The organism is Massilia sp. FBCC-B171 (assembly GCF_059134155.1).
Genome location: NZ_CP101443.1, coordinates 4259389 through 4272976 on the forward strand (window position 1 = coordinate 4259389; position 13588 = coordinate 4272976).

9 protein-coding genes are annotated in these 13588 nt (G+C 63.3%); 1 reads left to right on the forward strand and 8 read right to left on the reverse strand.

Going from position 1 to position 13588, the window contains the following annotated elements; all coding sequences use genetic code 11:
* The 8 genes from NMB41_RS19315 to xapA all read right to left on the reverse strand — a co-directional run bounded on the left by NMB41_RS19315 (position 1) and on the right by xapA (position 12181).
* On the reverse strand, positions 1-1542 hold the full coding sequence (locus NMB41_RS19315; protein WP_494379421.1) for a hypothetical protein: 1542 nt from the start codon (positions 1540-1542) through the stop codon (positions 1-3).
* On the reverse strand, positions 1539-4565 hold the full coding sequence (locus NMB41_RS19320; protein WP_494379422.1) for a type VI secretion system Vgr family protein: 3027 nt from the start codon (positions 4563-4565) through the stop codon (positions 1539-1541). Before NMB41_RS19320 ends, NMB41_RS19315 begins: the two co-directional genes overlap by 4 nt.
* A 267-nt stretch (positions 4566-4832) precedes the next feature.
* Positions 4833-5237: a cytidine deaminase gene (locus NMB41_RS19325; protein WP_494379423.1), complete on the reverse strand. Its 405-nt coding sequence runs from the start codon at positions 5235-5237 to the stop codon at positions 4833-4835.
* Positions 5238-5245: 8 nt separating this feature from the next.
* Positions 5246-6571: a thymidine phosphorylase gene (gene deoA, locus NMB41_RS19330; protein ID WP_494379424.1), complete on the reverse strand. Its 1326-nt coding sequence runs from the start codon at positions 6569-6571 to the stop codon at positions 5246-5248.
* Positions 6572-6773: 202 nt separating this feature from the next.
* Positions 6774-9152, reverse strand: a complete 2379-nt coding sequence (locus tag NMB41_RS19335) for an aldehyde dehydrogenase family protein (RefSeq protein WP_494379425.1) — start codon at positions 9150-9152, stop codon at positions 6774-6776.
* Positions 9153-9170: 18 nt separating this feature from the next.
* A complete protein-coding gene (gene deoC, locus NMB41_RS19340; protein ID WP_494379426.1) occupies positions 9171-10127 on the reverse strand; it encodes a deoxyribose-phosphate aldolase in 957 nt (318 codons plus the stop codon).
* On the reverse strand, positions 10124-11317 hold the full coding sequence (locus tag NMB41_RS19345; RefSeq protein ID WP_494379427.1) for a phosphopentomutase: 1194 nt from the start codon (positions 11315-11317) through the stop codon (positions 10124-10126). The genes deoC and NMB41_RS19345 overlap by 4 nt, the downstream gene beginning before the upstream one ends.
* Positions 11318-11335: 18 nt before the next feature.
* Positions 11336-12181 (reverse strand): xanthosine phosphorylase, encoded by an 846-nt coding sequence (gene xapA / locus NMB41_RS19350; protein ID WP_494379428.1) that lies wholly within the window; start codon positions 12179-12181, stop codon positions 11336-11338.
* Positions 12182-12443: 262 nt separating this feature from the next.
* On the opposite strand from xapA, the gene NMB41_RS19355 reads away from it, so the two are divergent.
* Positions 12444-13580 carry a carbohydrate kinase gene (locus tag NMB41_RS19355; RefSeq protein WP_494379429.1) on the forward strand — a complete coding sequence of 379 codons (1137 nt, stop codon included), beginning with the start codon at positions 12444-12446 and terminating at the stop codon, positions 13578-13580.
* Positions 13581-13588 lie beyond the last annotated feature (8 nt).

A 13588-nucleotide genomic window follows, 5' to 3' on the forward strand; every position in this document is an offset into this window, starting at 1 on the left:
CTATTTTGTGCGTTCATTTTTGGCGGTTGCTTGAGCCGTTTGTTGAGCAACCTTACTTTGCTTTTCAGTCACGCCAAGCCGCTCCACAGCCGAGGCAGACGGAACAACAGTTTCCCCGTAACCGATAACTCCATTGTGTCCGCTCCATCCACTCGGACGTACCTCGATAGTTATGCCGTTCGATAGCAGGACCTTTCCGCCTCCGGATTTTGCCAATTTGTTGACGGTGTCGAAGTCCCCTGGGCCGAAGACTGGCTGTTTGAAGTCGATGACTGCTTGACGGGTCCCACCCTCTAGGTACTGCCCACTGATCGACTTACTATATTGTTCCGATACCGTACTGGTGCATGCCGGCACCTTTACACCTGATGGTATGTGCATGATGCACAGATAGCCGTTGTGATTCCACTCATCAAGCACCGCTGCGGGACCACGCCACTCTGAGGCGGCAGAAGGGGGCGGCCCGACCCCCCAAAATGCGCCCACTGGATAGGATTCTCCGACCGGAACGCCGTGTGTTATGCCGGCTGGTCCAAATGAGCGGTACACGGTTGTCCCACTCAACAAATCGTTCGATATTCTCCCTGATGCGGCAGCAACCTTTGGATAATAAATTCCATCGTCTGAAACCCGGTCAAGGAGGTTGGGGAATCCAGGCTCATATTTGTACACCTTTGATATTTCCTTGGCATTCGATACAGGCGCCAAGTTTTGAGGATATTTACCTGCATGTCTTACGAGCTTAGTTGTTTTACCTTCCAGCAGTCTCGCTTCCTCGACATATGTCACGGTCTTTTGGCCGGTTTGCGCAAACATAACTTCTGATCGACTCGGCAATGGCTTACCGCCGGACCGGACCAGCGTTTGCAGTTGTTGAAGGCTTGAGTGAAGTTCACGCAGCGCCTGCGGGATCATCTTCTCCCCGAGTACCTTCAGCTGTTCAAAACTATGCGAAAGTTGCTCCATCCTCGCAACAAAACTTTGAGGAAGAACGGAATGGAAACGCAATGCATAACGATACGTCGTAACAATAAATACGTCACAAAACGCGCGAAATTTCGACAGAATCTCAGCTTGATAGGAAAGGACATTCAGACTTTTAAACCAGGCTTCTGCGTTTTTATGACCGATGCGATTAAGGAAATGAACAATATCAGTAGCCACTTGTGCGGCAAGTTTACTGTTCTTTGCGCCCGTGTTCGCCACCTTCAGCGCAAGACGCCCAACTCCTTTGATTACGCCACCAACGACCGGAATGAGGGCAAAGATCAGGATAACAAGCAGAACCCACTCCGCCGTTTCCTCACGTTTTTGCGGATCGTTGGCCAGGCCACTTCCAACCGCAATTAAGTCGCGGGCGGCGGTAACATCGCCGACCAGCGGAATCATGCCGATTACAGCATCAGTAATTATTTGAGAAACAGTTTGTTTTTCGTTGAACGCGCCCTGCACGGTTCCCCATAACCAACTCCCTACTTCTGTTGCAGCGAGTTTGAATTCTTTAACTGATAAAGCGCCGGGAGGAGATGAGGAATCTCTCATACCTCACCTTTGTTGTCTGGCGCATATTTGGCAATCAAGCTGTCGATATCTCGTGAATTAGGAGCAGGCTTATGATTGGGAGTAGGTGTCATATCCTTCCGCTGATACGGTCCCGGCATTGAACCAAACCACACCTCGGCCGCACCAGGTGGGATATCACTGAGGAGACTGCTCCCCTCACCGTCGAGTTGGCCGGAACGACTACTTCCATCCGCGAACCGAACAAGAAACGGAGCACCGACGAGTGGTTCGTCGTCGTGATATCGGCGCTCAATCACCAAGGAATTGGGTTTGAGAACGCTCGAGAAAAAGCTCGTCCGAGGGAAGGAGCTGGTTTTAGGCCCTGCAAGCTCTTTGGTTGATGCCTTGAACTCGACTTTTCCAGGAGCATGCAGTTCGATATCTCCGCCGCTGAGCTTGATATATGCTCCTTGTGCTGTTAAAAGTACATGTTTCGCTGCAGCGACGCTGATTGTCTTAGCAATGCTGGCGACGGTAACGGCCTTGTCCGCAGTGATGTGTGTTGACCCATCCTGGCTCTGGCTGCTCACCTTCCCGCTCGCCGCATGCAACTTCAGTCCCACCTCCTGGTTCGGCTTACTCTTGTTCGACGCCTTCCCATAGGTGAACAGGCTGATCCCGCCAACCACCAGCGTGGATGAACCGCCTTGCGCCGCGAAGTTGATGTCCTGCCCAGCACCAATACTGCCGGTCGTACCCGCCGAAAGAACGACATCGGCCGGCGTGCTGGCAACGATGCCGGCCGGGCTCGACAGCTGAAGATGCGGCGCGCTGTAGGCCACGGCCTTGCCCTGGTCTGCGCCATCGACCGCATTCAAGGCCTCGACGCTGTGCGCCATCTGCTTGATAGCCGCAAGTTCGGCCGGCGCAGACTCATCCTTCAGCTTGGCATTGTGCTTCTGCGCCTGCGTGGCCAGATCCGTATGCAACTGCAGGCTTTCCTCGATCTGCGACAGCGCCTCGCGCGAGTCGAGCTGGCTGCCGCTGCCCCCGTTGCGTGCGTCGGCCGACAGCAGCAAGCCCTGCCCTGCCCGCAGCGCGGCGCTCTGCGCTGTCTTCAATTCGGCGCCGAAGCCCGCTGCACCCAGCAGCACGTTGTCGCTCTGGTGCCGCAGTTGCCCCAGGTTCAGCTCGGCCGCGCCGTCGTGTGCCTTCGTATGCCGCTGCAAGGCCAGGCGCGACTGGCCGGGGGTGTCGTCGAAGACCAGCTGGCTGTAGGCGCCGCTGCCGTCCTGGCTCGATTGCATGGCTTGCGTCTTGATGCCGGAAAGGACGGCCGGATGCGCGTTGCCGCCGCTCTCGCCGGGGAACCAGGGCATGGCGTTGCCGGTCGCGGCGCCTGCGCCGTGGCCCACCTGGTTGTGCTGGGCGTCCAGCTGCCCGCGGCCGTTGTAAAGGCTGCCGATCACGACGGGCCGGTCGATGTCGCCGTCGAGGAAGTCGACCAGCACCTCTTGCCCGATACGCGGGATCATGTTGCTGCCCCAGTTGGCGCCGGCCAGCGGCGTCGCGACACGCACCCAGGTGCCGGCCGTGTCGTCGCCCGGGGCGCCGGTGTGACCATCGGGATGCGGATGCTGGGCGCGGCTGTGGCTGGCGGCGCCGCGCTGCCAGTGAAACTGCAGCTTGATGCGGTGATCGCGGTCGGTGTGGATGGTCGCGCCTGGCGGTCCGACGACGATCGCCGTCTGCTGGCCACGCACGGTTGGCTTCGGATGCAGCAGGCGGCCGTGCTCATCCGTGCCGCTGCTGCGATAAGGCAGGCTGGCCGGAATGGCATCGATGCGATTCCGGTACAGCGGGCGCTCCTCGGCCTGCGTCCCCTGTGCACGCAGGCCGGGTTCCTGGGCAACCGCAAGCGCCACGGCACCTTTGCCCAACAGCCTGGCGACGCTACCAAGGACGTCGGCGCTCAGGTTGTTATGCATCAGGTGAACGGTGCGGACAATCGCGAACGTGCGTGCATCGTCGTGGTCCAACTCATCAAGCATGGCGTGACCGCGCAAGGTGAACGTCGTGCCCGGGGTGAAGCTGCGCACCGTGCCCGCCGCCACATGCACTTGCTGCTGCGCCTCCAGCGCCTGCACCTGGTTGCGCGCGATGCGTTCTGAGTGTTCGCGCGTGGACCAGGCGTACACCCCGGGCGCGTCGCGGCTGGCGAGCAGGGGCGCGTCGGAATTGCCGGCGCCGATGCTCGCCTGGCGCTGGCGCACCGTGCGGTAATCCCAGCTGCCCAGTTCGATCGCGTTGGTCGACAGGCGCGACTCAAAGCGCCAGCGGTCGATGCTGTCGGCGCGCATGACCGCGCCTGGTTGCGTGAAGTCGACGACGGTCTGGGTATTCGCGGTAAAAGCGCCGTTGTGGTCGGCGATTACCAAGGTATGACTGCCAAGCGAGGGGCTGCCTGGTGCGCCGCTGTGTTCGAAGAAGTAGAACAGGCCTTCTTCGAGCATGAGGCGTTCGGCGAAGGCCCAGTCGCTTTCCTGGTACTGGGTGGTCAGGCTGCGCTTTGGATACACGCTGCGGTCGGCGAGCTCGAAGCGCCATGCAGGCACGAGCGTGCCGCGCCCGGCGTAGCTGCGAAATACGGCGTCGAGGATGTCGAGCACCGTCATGTCCTGGAAGACGCGGCTGTCGCGGCCGAGCGCCAGGAAGCTGGTCCATGGCGCGAGCGTCAGTACATAACGGGCGAATCCGCCGTTTGCGCCGGTCAACTCGGCGGCCGTGATGTGGCCATGAAAGGGGCGAAGTGCGTCGTAACTGGTGGCGGTCAGCAGTTGCAGCAGCGCAGGCTGGCCGAGCAGGCTTTTCAGGGGGATGTGCGCATCCGGCGACAAGGCATCGATGCGAAAGCTGTAGCCGCGGCTGATGGCCTCTTCTCCGCGCACGCACTCGGCCAGCAAATCCGCGCCGGCTGGCGTGGTCAGCCTGAGCAGGCGCGTGTCCTGGGTAAAACGGTTGAACGACGCGAACAGACCGGCGGCGTCGGGTTGGTCCGGCATTGATCTCTCCCATGAAGAGCGCATACGTCAGGGCGGCAGTGCAAGCGTCCTGCGTAGGCGCAAGTGAACCTACCGATTACACGCCGAGATCGTGGTTTTGCTCTTGAGGAAGATCAGGCGGTTTGCCGCCGGGAATGCGATGCGCCGCTGACACCACAGCGGATTCGGGAAGATGGAAGGTGGGAGTTCGGAATGATCCGAATTCGATATAAAAAAAGCGCTGCGACGTTTCCGTGCAGCGCTCTCCAGGGTCTGGCGATCAAACGATCAGGTGTTCAGATCACGCCCGCCAAACGCGTTCGGCAGCTGGGCCGCCGCCGTCGTCTCGAAGACGTCGCCCGTCAGGTTGGTCAGCACGACCGGCAGCGCATTGCCGCCCAGCTCAAGGATGACCTGGCGGCAGGCGCCGCAGGGGGCGATCGGGTCGTCGGTCTGGCCGATCACGGCCAGGGCCGTGAAGTCGCCTGGCTTGTAGCCGCTGGCAATCGCGCTGAAGAAGGCGGTACGCTCGGCGCAATTGCACAGGCCGTAGGAGGCGTTTTCGACGTTACAGCCGCGGAAGATGCGGCCGTCCTTGCATTCCAGGGCGGCGCCGACTTGGAATTTCGAGTAAGGCGTGTAGGCCAGCTCGCGGGCGGCGCGGGCTTCGTCGATCAGTTTTTGATATTTCATGGCGGTCCTTATGCGGGACGAATGGTGCGGTGGATCATCGGCGCGGCGGCGACTTTTTCAGCGCCGATCTGGTAGGCGGCCTGCACCTGGCGCACGGCCTGCTCGGCAGCTTGCTGGGTGCGGGCGTGGACCATTGCCAGCGGCTGGCCGACGGCGATCCTGTCGCCCAGTTCAACGAGACCCGTCAGGCCAACGGCGAAGTCGATCGTGTCTTGCGGACGCACGCGCCCGCCGCCCAGTGCAACAACCGCCAGGCCCAGGCCGCGGGTGTCTACGGCGGTGGCGTAGCCGGCTTGCAGGCCTGGCGCGGGCACGATGACTGGCGCGGTTTCGAGGTAGGCGTCCGGCTTGTCCATCAGGTCGGCCGGGCCGCCGAGTGCTGCGACCATGCGCGCGAAGCGTTCGGCCGCTTCGCCCGAGTCGAGCGCGGCCTGCAGCTTGGCGCGTGCCTCGGCGTCGTTCGATGCCAGGCCCGAGATGACGAGCATCTCGGCGCACAGCGCCATCGTCACTTCGTGCAGGCGTGCCGGGCGTGCCTTGCCGGTCAGGTAGTCGATCGCGACGCGCACTTCAACGGCGTTGCCGGCGGCGTGGCAGAGCGACTCGTCCATGCCGGTCAGGATGGCCGAGGTGCGGGTGCCGGCGCCATTGCCGACGCTGACGATGCTCTCGGCCAGTTCAACCGATTTTTCGTAGCTCGGCATGAAGGCGCCGCTGCCCACTTTCACGTCCATCACCAGCGCATCGAGGCCGGCCGACAGCTTTTTCGAGAGGATCGAGCCGGTGATCATGGCCACCGATTCGACGGTGGCCGTGGTGTCGCGGATGCTGTAGAAGCGCTTGTCGGCCGGCGCCAGCTGGGCGGTCTGGCCGATGATGGCGACGCCGACTTCTTTCACTACCTTGCGGAACAGTTCAGGATCGGGGACGGTGCTGTAGCCGGGGATCGAGTCGAACTTGTCGAGCGTGCCGCCGGTGTGGCCCAGGCCCCGGCCGGAGATCATTGGCACGAAGCCGCCGCAGGCAGCGATCATCGGTCCGAGCATCAGCGAGACGACGTCGCCGACGCCGCCGGTCGAGTGCTTGTCGACCACCGGGCCTGGCAGGTTCATGGATTTCCATTCCAGCACCTGGCCGGAATCGCGCATCGCCAGCGTAAAGGCGACGCGCTCGTCCATGTTCATGTCGTTGAAGTAGACGGCCATGGCGAGTGCTGCGATCTGGCCTTCGGTGACTTCACCGCCGGGGATGCCGCGCACGAAGAACTGAATTTCTTCGGCGGTCAGGGTGCCGCCGTCGCGCTTTTTGCGGATGATTTCTTGGGGGAGGAACATGGTGATCTCTTTCGAATTTGGTGGTGCGCGGCTGCGAACGCTTCGTTAAACGACGTAGGGTGGGCGGGTTCCCCGCCCACGCGGTGATCGTTAGCGTATGCCGGACCGAGCACGCGATCGGAGGCTTTAACTATCACCGCGTGGGCGGGAGACCCGCCCACCCTACCCGTTACGTTTCACGCGCAACGGTATTCATACAAATTTAGACGCCGTACGGAATCCAGACATTCTTGACTTGGCTCGCGTGCTGCAGCACGACACGGCCGCAGGCCTGCTTCGCATCGAACCAGTCACGGCCCTTGGCGCCGCCGACCCAGGTACGCTTCAGCGTCTCGGAGGACAGGCGCTCGACTTCGGCGCAACCTTCCGCCGAACCGTCGTGGCGCCACAGCGCATCGACGTCGCCGTGAGTGGCCAGCGTGCGGGCCAGTTCGTCGGCCGAACCGGTGACGATGTTCAGTGCGCCGCCCGGCAGGTCGGAGGTGTCCAGCACCTGGTACAGGTCGGTGGCGGCCAGCGGATGCGCTTCCGACGGCACGGCGATAACGCGATTGCCCAGTGCCAGCGCCGGAGCGACCAGCGAGATAAAGCCCAGCAGCGGGTTCTCATTCGGGCAGATCACGCCGATCACGCCAACCGGTTCGTTCAGTGCGACGGTGATGCCGTGCATCGGCGGCTGGTGGGCCGCGCCATCGTACTTGTCGGCCCAGGCCGCCCAGTAGAACAGGCGTTCGATCGAGGCGGCGACTTCGCGCTGCGGGTCGCGCACGCCGGTCATGGCGGCCAGACGGGCTGCGAATTCCTCGGCGCGGATGGCCAGGTTTTCGGCGATGTAGTACAGCACCTGCGCGCGGTTGTGCGCGGTCGCCTTCGACCAGCCGGCGGCCTTGTGTGCTGCTTCGACGGCGTTACGGATGTCCTTGCGATTACCCTCGCCAACGTCGGCCAGGAAGGCGCCGTTCGCGCCGTTGATTGCGCGGCTGTAGGCGCCGTCAGGGCGGGCTTGCTTGCCGCCGATGTAAAGCTTGGCGGTGCGGTCGACAGCGAACGGGCTGCCGGCTTCCGACGACTTCACTTTGCCTTTTTCGGCATGGACCGGTGCGGCTGGACGTGCATCTTCCGACAGCGGCGTCAGGTACTCGTACATGCCCTCTTTGCCGCCTTCGCGGCCGAAGCCCGATTCCTTGTAGCCGCCGAAGCCGCAGGCTGCGTCGAACTGGTTGGCGGTGTTGATCCACACGACACCGGCCTTGATCTGCGGCGCGACGTCCAGCGCCAGCGAGATCGATTCCGACCATACGCAGGCGGCCAGGCCGTACACGGTGTTGTTCGCCAGCTGGACCGCTTCGCCCGGGGTGCGGAAGCTCATCGCGACCAGCACCGGGCCGAAGATTTCGGTCTGGGCCACGGCGGCCGAGGTCGAGGCGCCGGTGATCAGGGTCGGCAGGTACCAAGAGCCGGCTGCTGGCGCTTCGCAGCTTGGTTGCCAGATTTCGCAACCCTCGGCACGGGCGGCTTCCACCAGGCCGTGGATGCGCTGCTGCTGCACCGGGTCGACCAGGGCGCCGATGTCGTTCGACTTGTCGAGGGGCGAGCCGACGCGCAGGTTCTGCATGCGGGTTTTGACCTTGGCGATGAAGCGGTCGTAGACCGATTCCTGCACCAGCAGGCGCGAGCCGGCGCAGCAGACTTGTCCCTGGTTGAACCAGATCGAGTCGACCAGGCCTTCGACGGCTGCATCCAGATCAGCGTCGTCGAAGACAATGAACGGCGACTTGCCGCCCAGTTCCAGCGACAGCTTCTTGCCGCTGCCGGCGGTCGCTTTGCGGATGATGCGGCCCACTTCCGTGGAACCGGTGAAGGCCAGCTTGTCGATGCCAGGATGGTTCACGATCGCTTCGCCGACACTGCCGTCGCCGGTGACGATGTTGACCACGCCCGCCGGCACGCCGGCCTGCTGGCAGATCTCGGCGAACAGCAGCGCGGTGAGCGAGGTGTACTCGGCCGGCTTGAAGACGATGGTGTTACCGGCGGCCAGCGCAGGCGCGATTTTCCAGGCCAGCATCAGCACCGGGAAATTCCAGGGGACGATCTGGCCGACGACGCCGACGGCGCGGTAGTCGGCGAATTCTTCCGACTGCAGCTGGGCCCAGCCGGCGTGATGGTAGAAGTGGCGCGCGGCCAGCGGCAGGTCGGCATCGCGCGTTTCGCGGATGGTCTTGCCATTATCGAGCGTTTCCAGCACCGCGAACAGGCGCGAATGCTTTTGCAGCAGGCGCGCGATCGAGTACATGATCTTGGCGCGGCCATGGCCACCCAGTGCGACCCAGCCCGGCTGCGCGCGGCGCGCGGCTTCGACGGCGCGGTTCACGTCGTCCGAAGTCGCCTGCGTTACCTGGGCCAGCTCGACGCCGTCGGCCGGGTTGGTGGTGGCGAAGGTTTGGTTCGCGTCGGTCCACGCGTTTTCGATGAAGAGGCCGAAGCGGCGTCCATGCTGGTCCAGCCACGCCTGTGCTTCTTTGGTGCTTTCAGGTGCGGGGCCGTAATCCATAGTTTGCAAAATCTCGTTAATTGTTGGCATGACGAATCCGTTCGGTATTTAAGGTTGCGCGTGGCGATGTGCGGCCGAGTAGGCGCCGGTCACGTAGTGCTCGAGCTGGCGCTCGATGTCGGTCATCAGGCTGGATGCGCCGATGCGGAACAGGTGCGGCTGCAGCCAGTCGTTGCCCAGCTCTTCCTTCATGACGGTCAGGTACTGCAAGGCGCTCTTCGCGGTGCTCACGCCGCCCGCCGGCTTGTAGCCGACCTGGAAGCCGGTCTGCTCGTAGTATTCGCGGATCGCACGCGTCATCACCAGCGACACGGGGATGGTGGCGTTGACGCCTTCCTTGCCGGTCGAGGTCTTGATGAAATCGGCGCCGGCCATCATGCAGACCCACGAGGCCTTGGCCACGTTGTCCAGCGTGACCAGGTCGCCGGTGGCGAGAATGGCTTTCACGTGGGCTTCGCCGCAAGCCTGGCGGTAGGCCAGCATCTCGTCGTACAGCGCCTGCCAGTTACCGGTCAACACATGCTGACGGGTGATGACGATGTCGATCTCGGTCGCGCCCGCGGCGACGGAGAGTTCGATTTCGCGCAGCTTGGTCTCGAGGCTCGACAGGCCGGCCGGGAAAGCGGTCGACACGGCGGCGATCGGCAAGCGGCCTTGCAGGATTTTGACGGCCGGCGTGATCATCTCGTGGTACACGCAGACGGCGCCGGTGGTCAGGGTTTCTAGGCCCAGCGCTTGCATCAGGTCGGCGCGCAGCGGGCGCATCGCCTTCATGCACAGGCGCTCGACGCGGCCCGGGGTGTCGTCGCCACCGAGGGTGGTCAGGTCCATGCACTGCACGGCGCGGATCAGCCAGGCGGCCTGGTATTCCTTCTTGACCGTACGGCGGTTCGCCAGGCTGGCGGCGCGGCGGTCGGCCGCATTGCGGTTGACCTTGATGCTGTTTACCCAGCCGAGGTCGAGGCCGACGGCGGTGTTTCGTTTGAAGTCCAGGTTCTGGGTCATAGCAGTGCGGTTCCGTTGGAGAGAGGTTTGACGCCGAGGTGTTTGGCCAGCGTGGCGCCGATGTCGGAGAAAGTCGGTGCGATCGGGAGTTCCTGCGGCGCGACGTTCGGGCCGAAGAAGATCATCGGGATGTGTTCGCGCGTGTGGTCCGAGCCCGGCGCGGTCGGGTCGCAGCCATGGTCGGCGGTGATCACGACCAGGTCGCCGTCCTTCAGTTTCGCCATGAATTCGGGCATGCGCGCGTCCAGCTCGTGCAGCGCGTTCGAATAACCGGCGACGTCGCGGCGGTGGCCGAAGTGCATGTCGAAGTCGACGAAGTTCACAAACGACAGCGATTTTTCAGGGGCTTCGTCGGCCACTTCCAGCAGGCGGTCGAACAGCGCCATGTTGTCGACGCCCTTGATCAGGCGCGTCACGCCTTGCGCGGCGAAGATGTCGCTGATTTTGCCAAGGGCGATGACTTCGCCGCCCTCGTTAGCAACGTGGTCGAGCAGCGTCGGCGAAATCGGCGGCACGGCGTAGTCGTGGCGGTTCGAGGTGCGCTTGTACTTGCCCTTCTCGCCCAGGAAAGGACGCGCGATCACGCGGCCGATGTTATAGGGTTTAACGAGTTCATACGCCGCTTCGCAGACTTCGTACAAACGATCGAGACCGAAGTGTTCTTCGTGCGCGGCGATCTGCAGCACCGAGTCGGCCGAGGTGTAGAGAATCGGCTTGCCGCTCGCGACATGCTCGTCGCCCAGTTCGTCGATGATGGTGGTGCCTGAAGCGTGGCAGTTGCCCAGCCAGCCGGGAACGCCCGTCAGTTCCTGCAGTTTATCGGTCAGCTCTTTCGGGAAGGACGGCACGGTCTTTGGAAAATATCCCCAGTCGAACAGCACCGGCACGCCGGCGATTTCCCAGTGGCCGCTCTGCGTGTCCTTGCCGGTCGACTGCTCGCGCGCGACGCCCCAGGCGCCCGTGAAGCCGTCGCGCTGCTCGAAACCGGCGGCCCATTCGCCGCTCGCCTTGTGCGCGGCTGCGGCCAGGCCGAGGCGCTCGAGGTTCGGCAGCGACATCGGCTTGCCTTCTTTCGCGGCCCACTCGGCGATGTGGCCGAAGGTATTGGCGCCCGTGTCGCCGTATTTGTCGGCATCGGGCAGCGCGCCCAGGCCGAAGGAGTCAAGCAGGAGGATGAATGCGCGTGACATGGATGTCCTCGACGTGAGTTAAGCGGCAGTAGCGCGCGGGATCGAACCCAGGCGCTCGGTGAACGAGTGGATCAGGGTGACCAGGTCCTTGGCGGCGATGGCCGCGTACTTCAGGGTCTGCTCGTGCGAGAGCGCGAATGGGCTCAAGCCTTCGGCCAGGTTGGTGATGGCCGAAATGCCGACGACCTTCAGGCCGCAGTGGCGCGCCGAGATCACTTCCGGCACCACCGACATGCCGACCACGTCGGCGCCCATCGTGCGGAAGGCGCGAATTTCGGCCGGGGTCTCGAAGTTCGGACCCGGCGCGGCGAGATACACGCCTTCGGCGATGGTAATGCCCTTATCAAGCGCGGTGGCTTTCACCAGTTCGCGCAGTTCGGCATCGTAGGCATTGGCCATGCTGAAGAAACGCGGGCCGAAGCGCTCGTCGTTCGGTCCGGCCATCGGGCTGCCAGGCAGCATGTTGATGTGGTCGTTCAGGACGACGACGCTGCCGGCATCGACTTCAACGCGCAGGGAACCGGCGGCATTCGTCACCAAGAGCATTTCGCAGCCGAGCAGCTTGAAGGTGCGCACGGCGGAGGTCATCACGTTGGCGCCATAGCCTTCGTAGAAGTGGCCGCGGCCCTTCATGCACACCACCGGCACGCCGGCCAGGGTACCCAGCACCAGTTCGCCCGCGTGGCCATGGACGGTGCTGATCGGGAAGCCAGGCAGTTCCGCATAGCTGATCGAGACCGCGTCCAGCATCTGTTCGGCGAGCACGCCGAGACCCGAACCGAGGATCATCGCCACACGCGGGGCGAATCCAGGTTTGCGGGCGCGAATGATGTCGGCGGCTTCGAATGGGGTATTGCTGGACATGAGGGTTCCTTGGCGTGTATCTGATAAGTGGGAGCGGTCGTGCGGGCTTGCGGAAGAAGCGTCGGCCCGGCGCCGATGAGGGGCGAGCGGGGCCAAATAATTATTAGAACTATGCATTATCGTGGATATGTATGGCAAATACCATTTCGCTTGCTCATTTATATGAGGGTCGAATAAATCGACTTGTATTCAGTCTGGAGCGCGTAGTCAGAACGCTACACTTCGCTGCGACGCCGATTAGCGATGGACTCGATCCAAACATTTGTCTATCATTGACAAACATTTGTTTAATAGTGCGCCGACCGTGACCGAATCCTCGAAAAAAGAACAGTTGTACGCGCTGATCCGCGCCAACCCGTTCATCGCCCAGCAGGAGATCGCCGCCGAACTGAGCCTGTCGCGCTCGGCCGTGGCCGGCTATATCGCCACCCTGGTGCGCGAGCGGCGCCTCCTCGGGCGCGCCTACGTGCTGCCCGACGACCGGCCGATCCTGTGCGTCGGCGCGGCCAACCTCGACCGCAAGCTGCGCACGTCAAGCCCGCTGGTAATGGGCACCTCGAATCCGGCCAGCGCCGTCGAATCCTTCGGCGGGGTAGCGCGCAACATCGCCGAGAACCTGGCGCGCATGGGCGCGGCGGTGGCCCTGATCACGGCGGTCGGCAGCGATTCGTCGGGACGCGCCCTGCTCTCCCACGCCGAAGAACTTGGCATCGACACGCGCGGTGCATTAAGGCTCGACGATGCCGGCAGCGGCACCTATACCGCGGTACTCGATAGCGACGGCCAGATGGCCGTGGCCCTGGCCGACATGGCCCTGTACGACCGCATCACCCCGGCCTTCCTCGCCCTGCGCCAGCAGCAGCGCGCGACCTGCTCGCTGATCGTGGCCGACCTGAACCTGAGCATCGAGGCGATCCAGACCCTGCAGCAGGACGCGGCGCGCGACGGCGTCGACCTCGTCATCGTCGCGGTGTCGGAGCCGAAGATGAACCGGCTGCCGGCATCGCTGCTTGGGGTGCGCCTCCTGATCCTGAACGAAGGCGAGCTCGCTGCGCGCCTTGGCCGCAGCGTGAACGGCGACGCGGAACTGGCCGCCGCCTGCGCCGAACTGCAGGCGCAAGGCGCGCGCGACCTCATCGTCACCCTCGGCGCGCGCGGCGTGCTGATCACCGGCGCGAACGGCACGGTCGAACGCCTGGACGCGCCACCGGCCGAGGTGGTCGACGTCACCGGCGCCGGCGACGCCTTCGCCGCCGCCGTTTGCCTGTCGCTGCACAGCGGCGGCTCCGACCTGGCCCTGGCCTGCCGCCGCGGCCTGGAGTTATCAAAAATGACCATCGGCTGCATTGAGACCGTCTGCCCGCAACTGGCGCCCGAATCCTTCGGCGCCCTTATCTAAAAGTATCG

Coding starts and splice junctions, on each gene's coding strand:
- NMB41_RS19320 (WP_494379422.1), bottom strand. CDS start 4,565: ATGCCGGACCAACCCGACGCCGCCGGTCTGTTCGCGTCGTTCAACCGT.
- NMB41_RS19335 (WP_494379425.1), bottom strand. CDS start 9,152: ATGCCAACAATTAACGAGATTTTGCAAACTATGGATTACGGCCCCGCA.
- deoC (WP_494379426.1), bottom strand. CDS start 10,127: ATGACCCAGAACCTGGACTTCAAACGAAACACCGCCGTCGGCCTCGAC.
- deoA (WP_494379424.1), bottom strand. CDS start 6,571: ATGTTCCTCCCCCAAGAAATCATCCGCAAAAAGCGCGACGGCGGCACC.
- NMB41_RS19325 (WP_494379423.1), bottom strand. CDS start 5,237: ATGAAATATCAAAAACTGATCGACGAAGCCCGCGCCGCCCGCGAGCTG.
- xapA (WP_494379428.1), bottom strand. CDS start 12,181: ATGTCCAGCAATACCCCATTCGAAGCCGCCGACATCATTCGCGCCCGC.
- NMB41_RS19315 (WP_494379421.1), bottom strand. CDS start 1,542: ATGAGAGATTCCTCATCTCCTCCCGGCGCTTTATCAGTTAAAGAATTC.
- NMB41_RS19345 (WP_494379427.1), bottom strand. CDS start 11,317: ATGTCACGCGCATTCATCCTCCTGCTTGACTCCTTCGGCCTGGGCGCG.